1 protein-coding gene is annotated in these 8,006 nt (G+C 69.6%); it reads left to right on the top strand.

The window, feature by feature from the left end; all coding sequences use genetic code 11:
- Nucleotides 1-9: 9 nt before the first annotated feature.
- Nucleotides 10-8,006: non-ribosomal peptide synthetase (locus tag JK364_RS53590; RefSeq protein ID WP_307841718.1), on the top strand; the 7,997-nt coding region annotated here is incomplete at its 3' end.

Raw genomic sequence — 8,006 nt, 5'->3', positions numbered from 1 at the left:
TTGTTGGCGGTGGTGAAGGCCGGTGGGGCGTACGTGCCCATCGATCCGCGCTATCCCAGGTCCCGGATCGGGTTCATGCTGGATGACGCTGCCCCGGAGGTGGTGCTCGCCACCAGGGACACGGCCGACCGGATACCCCAGGGTGCGACGGACCAGCTGCTGGTGCTGGACGACGACCACACCCAGCAGCTCCTGGCGCAGGCGTCCGCCACCGACCTTACCGACCGCGATCGCACGAGCCCGCTCGATCCCCGGCACCCGGTCTACGCCATCTACACCTCAGGGTCGACGGGCACCCCCAAGGGCGTGGTGGTGACGCACCAGTCCTTGCTGAACAACCTCCTGTGGCGGGTGAAGGCGTTCGGCTGGAGCGCCGAGGACCGCTTCCTCATGCGGACACCCCTGAGCTTCGACGTCTCCGTATGGGAAGCGTTCTGCCCGCTGCTGGTCGGCGGAGCCATCGTGCTGGCCCACCCGGACAAGCACGCGGATCCCGGGTACCTTCTCGCGGTCGTAAGGCGCCACCAGGTGACCGTCGTCCACACTGTCCCCTCCCTCCTCCAGCATCTCCTGGAGTGGCACGCGGTGGCGGATGATTGCCGCTCGCTGCGTGACGTCGTCTGTGGCGGGGAAGCCATGTCGGCGGCCGTCCGCGACACCTTCCACGCCACGCTTCCCTGGGTGCGGCTCTACAACTCGTACGGGCCGAGCGAAACCACCATCGACACCTCCGGCCAGCCGTGCGAGCCGGGAGAGGAACGGCCACCGGCCATCGGGACACCGATCCAGGACACACGGTTGTACGTCCTGGATGGTGGGCTGAATCTCGTGCCACCGGGTGTGGTGGGTGAGTTGTATGTGGCGGGTGCGGGGTTGGCGCGGGGGTATGCGAGGCGTGCGGGGTTGACGGCGGAACGGTTCGTGGCGTGTCCGTTCGCCGAGTCCGGGGCGCGGATGTACCGGACCGGGGATCTGGTGCGGTGGCGGGTGGATGGGCGGTTGGAGTTCGTCGGCCGGGTGGATGATCAGGTCAAGGTGCGTGGTTTCCGTATTGAGTTGGGTGAGGTGGAGGCGGCGCTGGTGTCGCATCCGCAGGTGGCGCGGGCGGCGGCCGTGGTCCGCGAGGACCGTCCCGGTGACCGGCGGCTGATCGGCTACGCCGTACCCGCGCCGCGCACCACATCACGGGGCGACACATCACCGGACGACACGTCACGGAACGACACACCCCGGGACGAGCCGTCACGGCACGAGGAGTCGGCGGAGCGCCATGCGGACGAACACATCGGCCACTGGAAGAGTTTCTACGAGTCGCTGTACGGAGACCGCCCCGCCACCGCTCTCCGTGAGGACTCCACCGGCGCCTCCACCGGGGACTCCATCGACGCCTCCACAGGCGCTTCCACCTGGAACGCTGCTGAGGACTTCATCGGCTGGGACAGCAGCTACGACGGTCGACCCATCCCCCTCGACGAGATGCGGGAATGGCTGACGGCCACCGTGGACCGGATCTCCGCACTGGCGCCTCGACGCGTGCTCGAAATCGGCGTGGGCACGGGTCTGTTGCTGCGGCGACTGGCGCCCGGGTGCGACTCGTATTGGGCCACGGACTTCTCCTCCGCGGTGATCGACGTGCTGCGGGACCAGATCGATCGCGATCCGGACCTGGCTGCCCGCGTGGAGCTGTCCTCCCAGCCCGCCGACGTCTTCACCGGACTTCCGTCCGGCCACTTCGACACCGTGATCATCAATTCGGTGATCCAGTACTTCCCCGGCGTCGACTACCTCGTCGCCGTCATCTCCGGAGCGATGCGACTGCTCGCACCGGGTGGCTCCCTGTTCCTCGGTGATGTCCGCAATCTCCGCCTGCTCCGCTGCTTCGCCACGGCGGCCGGTCTCAGCAGGTTCGGCGGTGAGCTCTCGGGCGCGGACCTCCGCAAGGCGATCGAGCAGACCATCTCCCTCGAGAGGGAACTGCTGATCGACCCGGCGTTCTTCCCGGCTCTCCAGGCCACCGTTCCGGACATCGCGGCGGTCGACATCCGGATCAAGCGCGGGAAGAGCCGCAACGAACTGACGCGGTACCGCTATGACGTGGTGCTCCACAAGGCGCCGGTCACCGCCGTACGCGCGGACGAGGCAGCGCCGACGGCGACTTGGGGAACCGATGTGCACCGGACCGATGAACTGGCGGTACTCCTCTCCCGGCGCCACGACAAGCTGTGGGTGAGGGACCTCCCCAACGCCCGGCTGATGGACGACCTGGCGGCGGTACGGCAGTTCCAGGACGGCACCGCCCCGGAAACCGTCCGGCAGACCATCGACACCGACACCACCATCGGCGCGCACATGGGAACACCCGCCGCCACGCCGGGAACACCCGCCGCCACGCCGGGGATACCCGCCGCCACACCGCAGACACTCGCCGCCACGCCGCGTACACCCGACGTGGAAACCCTGCACGAGCTGGCCGCCCGTCACGGCTACCGCGCCCATCTGACCTGGTCCGAAGAGCCCGAGCGACTCGACGCCCTCTTCCTGCTCGATGCCGAGGATCCGGACCGGCCGGTCGTCGATCTGCCTGTCGCCGCTGCCCAGGCGAACGCGCGACCGCTCACCGCCTACGCCAACGAACCGGGCGCCGGCCCGGAAACCGACTCGCTACTCCCCGCACTCCAGGCCCATCTGCGGAGCATGCTGCCGGAGCACATGGTGCCGTCGATCGTGATGGCGATCGACGAGCTGCCACTGACCCCGAACGGAAAGCTGGACCGCAAGGCGCTGCCCGCCCCGGAGTTCACCGCCGGAACCGGACGGGCCCCGCGAACCCCGCGGGAGCGGGCCCTGTGCGGCCTCTTCGCCGAGGTACTGGGGCTTGCCGAGGTCGGCGTGGACGACGACTTCTTCGCACTCGGCGGCCACTCCCTCCTCGCGATGCGGCTCATCGGCCGCATCCGCGCCGAGACCGGCACCGAGCTGAGCGTCCGCACACTGTTCCAGGCACCCACGGTCGCCCAGCTGATCCCACGGCTCGGCGACGGAACGAGCCCCGAAACGACCCGGCCGCCCCTGAGCCCGATGCCACGACCGGAACGGATCCCGCTGTCGTATGCGCAGTGGCGTCTGTGGTTCATGCAGGAGATCCAGGGTCCCCGGTCCGCCACCTACACCATCGTGTCCGCGCAGCGGATCACCGGCCCCCTGGATCGCGAGGCGCTCGCTGACGCACTCCGCGATGTCGTGGTCCGGCACGAAGCCCTGCGGACCCTCTACCCGAAGGACGACCAGGGGCAGCCCTGGCAGCATGTGCTCGACGCCGACACCGCGCGCACCCGGCTGCCGATCAGCATGTCGCACGCCGGCCCCAAGGACCTGGACGCGCTGCTCGCGGCCGAGGCCGGACGGGGATTCGAGGACCTGGCCACGGAACTGCCACTGCGCGCGGGCATCTACACAACGGCGGACCATGAGCACGTACTGCTGCTGGTGCTGCACCACATCGCCGCCGACGGCTGGTCCATGGGCCCCCTCTTCAGCGACCTCGCCCGCGCCTACACGGACCGCGCCCGAGGGCGCGCACCACAGTGGGAGCGGCTCCCGGTGCAGTACGCCGATTACGCCATCTGGCAGCGGCGTGTCCTCGGTGAGGAGGACACGCCCGACAGCCTGATGTCACGGCAACTCGCCTACTGGAAACGAGCCTTGGCGGACCTGCCCGCAGAGCTCGGCGTGCCCACCGACCGTACGCGCCCGGCGGTGGCGAGCCATCGCGGTGGCACCGTGGACCTGGACATCCCGGCCGCGCTTCACCAGGGGCTGGCCGATGTGGCACACGCCCACGACGTCAGCGTCTTCATGGTGGTCCAAGCCGGACTGGCCGTGCTGCTGACCCGGCTCGGCGCGGGACACGACATCCCCATCGGCACCCCGTACGCGGGGCGGGGCGAGGAAGCCGTCAACGACCTGGTGGGCTTCTTCGTCAACACCTTGGTGCTGCGCGTCGACACCTCCGGCGACCCCGACATCACCACCCTCCTACACCGCGTCCGCGACGCGGACCTGGCCGCCTACGACCACCAGGACGTGCCCTTCGAGCGGCTGGTCGACCTGCTCAACCCGGACCGCTCCCTGTCCCGGCACCCCCTGTTCCAGGTGATGCTCGGATTCCAGAACACCCACCACTCCGGCCCCGCACTGCCGGGTCTGACCAGCGAACCGCTCTGGGTCGAGATGGCCACCGCCAAGTTCGACCTGTCCTTCATGCTCGCCGAGACACATGCCGATGGTGGCGGCCCCGCGGGTATCCACGGAACGCTGGAGTACGCGACCGACCTGTTCGACCGGGAGTCGGTGGAGGTCCTGGCGGCTCGATTCGTGCGGGTTTTGGAGGCGATGGCCGCTGATCCGGGATGTCTGGTGGGGCGGATCGCTGTGCTCAACGGGGAGGAGCGGGAGCGGCTGGAGGCGTGGGGCGGGGGTGCGTCGGGTGCTGCGGATGAGGGCGTTGATGTGCTGCCGGGGTTGTTCGAAGAGCGAGTGCGGCGGGGTCGGGATGCGGTGGCGGTGGTGTACGAGGGGCGTGAGGTTTCCTACGGGGAGGTGAATGAGCGGGCGAATCGTCTGGCTCGGGTGTTGGTGGGGTTGGGGGTGGGGCCGGAGTCCAGGGTGGGGCTGGTGGTGTCCCGGTCGGTGGAGATGGTGGTGGCGCTGCTGGCGGTGGTCAAGGCCGGTGGGGCGTACGTGCCCATCGATCCGCGCTATCCCAGGTCCCGGATCGGGTTCATGCTGGATGACGCCGCCCCGGAGGTGGTGCTCGCCACCAGGGACACGGCCGACCGGATGCCCCAGGGTGCGACGGACCAGCTGCTGGTGCTGGACGACGACCACACCCAGCAGCTCCTGGCCCAGGCGTCCGCCACCGACCTCACCGACCGCGATCGCACGAGCCCGCTCGATCCCCGGCACCCGGCCTACGCCATCTACACCTCAGGATCCACCGGCGCGCCCAAGGGCGTCCTGGTGACACACACCAACGTGGTGAGGCTGCTCGAAGCGATCGCGCGGAGCTACGACTACGGCCCGGACGACGTGTGGACCATGTTCCACTCGTATGCGTTCGACTTCTCGGTGTGGGAGATCTGGGGAGCCCTGCTGAGCGGTGGCCGTCTCGTCGTGGTCGACAGGGAGGTGACTCGTTCCCCTTCGGACTTCCTGGAGTTGCTGGTACGGGAAAACGTCTCGGTCCTGAGCCAGACCCCCTCGGCGCTTTACCAACTGATCGCGGCCGAAGCGGAACGCGGCGGGCCACGCGTGGGTACGGCACTTCGCTATGTGGTGCTCGGCGGTGAGGCCCTCGACCCCACGCGCCTTGCCGATTGGTACGCCCGCCACCACGACGACGCCCCTGTCGTGGTGAACATGTACGGCATCACCGAGACCACCGTGCACGTCACCCACCAGCCGATCGACCGCGAGCTCACCGGGCTCCAGGCGAGGAGCCTGATCGGCCGACCCCTCCCGCACCTGCACACCCATGTGCTGGATGAGGGGCTGGAGCTCGTGCCACCGGGTGTGGTGGGTGAGTTGTATGTGGCGGGTGTGGGGTTGGCGCGGGGGTATGCGGGGCGTGCGGGGTTGACGGCGGAGCGGTTTGTGGCGTGTCCGTTCGCCGGGCCTGGTGGGCGGATGTACCGGACCGGGGATCTGGTGCGGTGGCGGGTGGATGGGCGGTTGGAGTTCGTCGGTCGGGTGGATGATCAGGTCAAGGTGCGTGGTTTCCGTATTGAGTTGGGTGAGGTGGAGGCGGCGCTGGTGTCGCATCCGCAGGTGGCGCGGGCGGCGGCCGTGGTGCGTGAGGATCGTCCTGGGGACCGGCGGCTGACCGGCTATGTCGTACCGACGGCGGGGTCCGGTCCGGTGGCTGCGGAGTTGCGGGAGTTCCTGGCGGGTGTGCTACCGGAGCATATGGTGCCTTCGGCCGTTGTCGTACTGGAGCTGTTGCCGCTGACGGCGAACGGGAAGCTGGATCGCAAGGCGCTGCCCGCCCCGGACCACACCCCCGCCCCCGGCCGTACACCAGCCACCGCGTCGGAAGAGCTGTTGTGCGGGTTGTTCGCCCAGGTGCTGGGCCTGCCCGACGTTCCTGCCGACGCGGACTTCTTCGCGCTGGGCGGGGACAGCATCATGTCCATCCAGTTGGTGGGCCGGGCTCGTCGTGCGGGGCTGGTGATCACGCCGCGTGAGGTGTTCCAGCACAAGACCCCCGCCGCTCTCGCCGCCACCGCCACCCGGACCGCCGAGGCCCCGGCCGTGGAGGACAACGGAGTGGGCACACTGCCCATGACCCCGATCATGCACTGGCTGCGCGAGCGCGAAGGGGCGACGGCCGGTTACCACCAGTCGGTGCTGCTGGAAGTGCCACCGACGCTGACACTCGACCGGCTGATCCCATCGGTACAGGCCGTGATCGACCACCATGACGCACTGCGACTGCGGATCGCCGACAGGGACGGTGACGGTCGCCCCGGTGACGGTCGTTCCGCTGGCGGTCGGTCCGGTGGCGGTCGGTCCGGTGGCGGTGGCGCCGACGCCTGGCAGCTGGACATCACACCGCCCGGCTCCATCGCGGCGGCGGATCTGGTACGCCGGACCGCGCTGATCGGCGGTGGCGACGAGGACCTGCGGGCGGCGGTGGCGGCCGAGAGCGCGGCGGGCCAGGCCCGACTGGACCCGCACTCCGGCACCGTGCTGCAGGTGATCTGGCTGGACGCGGGGGACCGGCGCCCCGGCCGGCTGCTTCTGCTGGCCCACCACCTGGTGATGGACGGAGTGTCCTGGCGGGTGCTGCTGCCCGACCTCATCGCCGCGTACGAGGCTCTCGAGGCCGCCCGCCCGCTCGCACTCCAGCCCGTCGGCACCTCCTTCCGCCGATGGTCGCGACTCCTCGCCGACCAGGCCGTCGACCCCGCCCGGGAAGACGAGCTGGACATGTGGACCCGTATGACCAGGGACCCCGGGCTCACCGTGGCCACCGACGCGCTCGACCCCGCCCGTGACGATGTGCGCAGCCTGCGTTCGCTCACCGTCGTCCTCGACCCGGCACGCACCGAGCCCCTCCTCACGACCGTACCCGCCGCGTACCACGCGGGGGTCGATGATGTGCTCCTCACGGCCCTGGTCCTGGCCGCGGCCCACTGCTACGGCACCGCCGAAGCCACCGCCCTGCTGGTCAACGTCGAGGGACACGGCCGCGAGGACATCGCCGAGGCCCTCGACCTGACCCGCACCATCGGCTGGTTCACCAGCATGTATCCGGTACGTCTCGACACGGGCCCCGTCGACTGGACCGACGTGGCAACCGGCGCCGCCGGCCTGAGCGGCGCACTCAAACGCGTGAAGGAACAGCTCCGAGTCCCGGACCACGGCATCGGCTACGGTCTGCTGCGCTACCTCAACCCCCGCACCGGGCCCCAGCTCGCGGCGCTGAACACACCGCGCATCGGCTTCAACTACCTCGGCCGGTACACCGGCAGTGGATCCGCCAACTGGCCCTACGCCAAGGAGAGTACGGCCCTCGGCGGCGGCTCCGACCCCGATCTGGCCCTCACCCACTGCCTCGACATCAACGCACTCACCGAGGACACCCCCGACGGCCCGCGCCTCACGGCGACCTGGGCCTGGGCCGGCCACCTGATGACGGAAGCGGAGGTCAGCCGGTTCGCCGAGGCGTGGTGCACGGCCGTGGACGGACTGATCGCCCATCTGAGGCATCCCACGTCCGGTGGCCGCACACCCTCCGACGTGCCGCTGATCCCGCTCGATCAAACCGAGATCGAACGCGTCGAGGCACTGGTTCCGGAGGCCGACGACATCCTGCCACTGACCCCGTTGCAGGAGGGGTTGTTGTTCCACGCGGTCTATGACGATGGTGCGCCGGATGTGTACATGGTGCAGCTGGTCTTCGATCTCGAGGGTTCGGTGGATGTGATGCGGTTGCGGGGTGCCGC

Source organism: Streptomyces endocoffeicus, assembly GCF_016741935.1.
GTDB classification, from domain to species: domain Bacteria; phylum Actinomycetota; class Actinomycetes; order Streptomycetales; family Streptomycetaceae; genus Streptomyces; species Streptomyces endocoffeicus.
The sequence above is the reverse complement of the archived record's forward strand: the minus strand, read 5'-3'. Positions and strand labels throughout refer to the sequence as shown.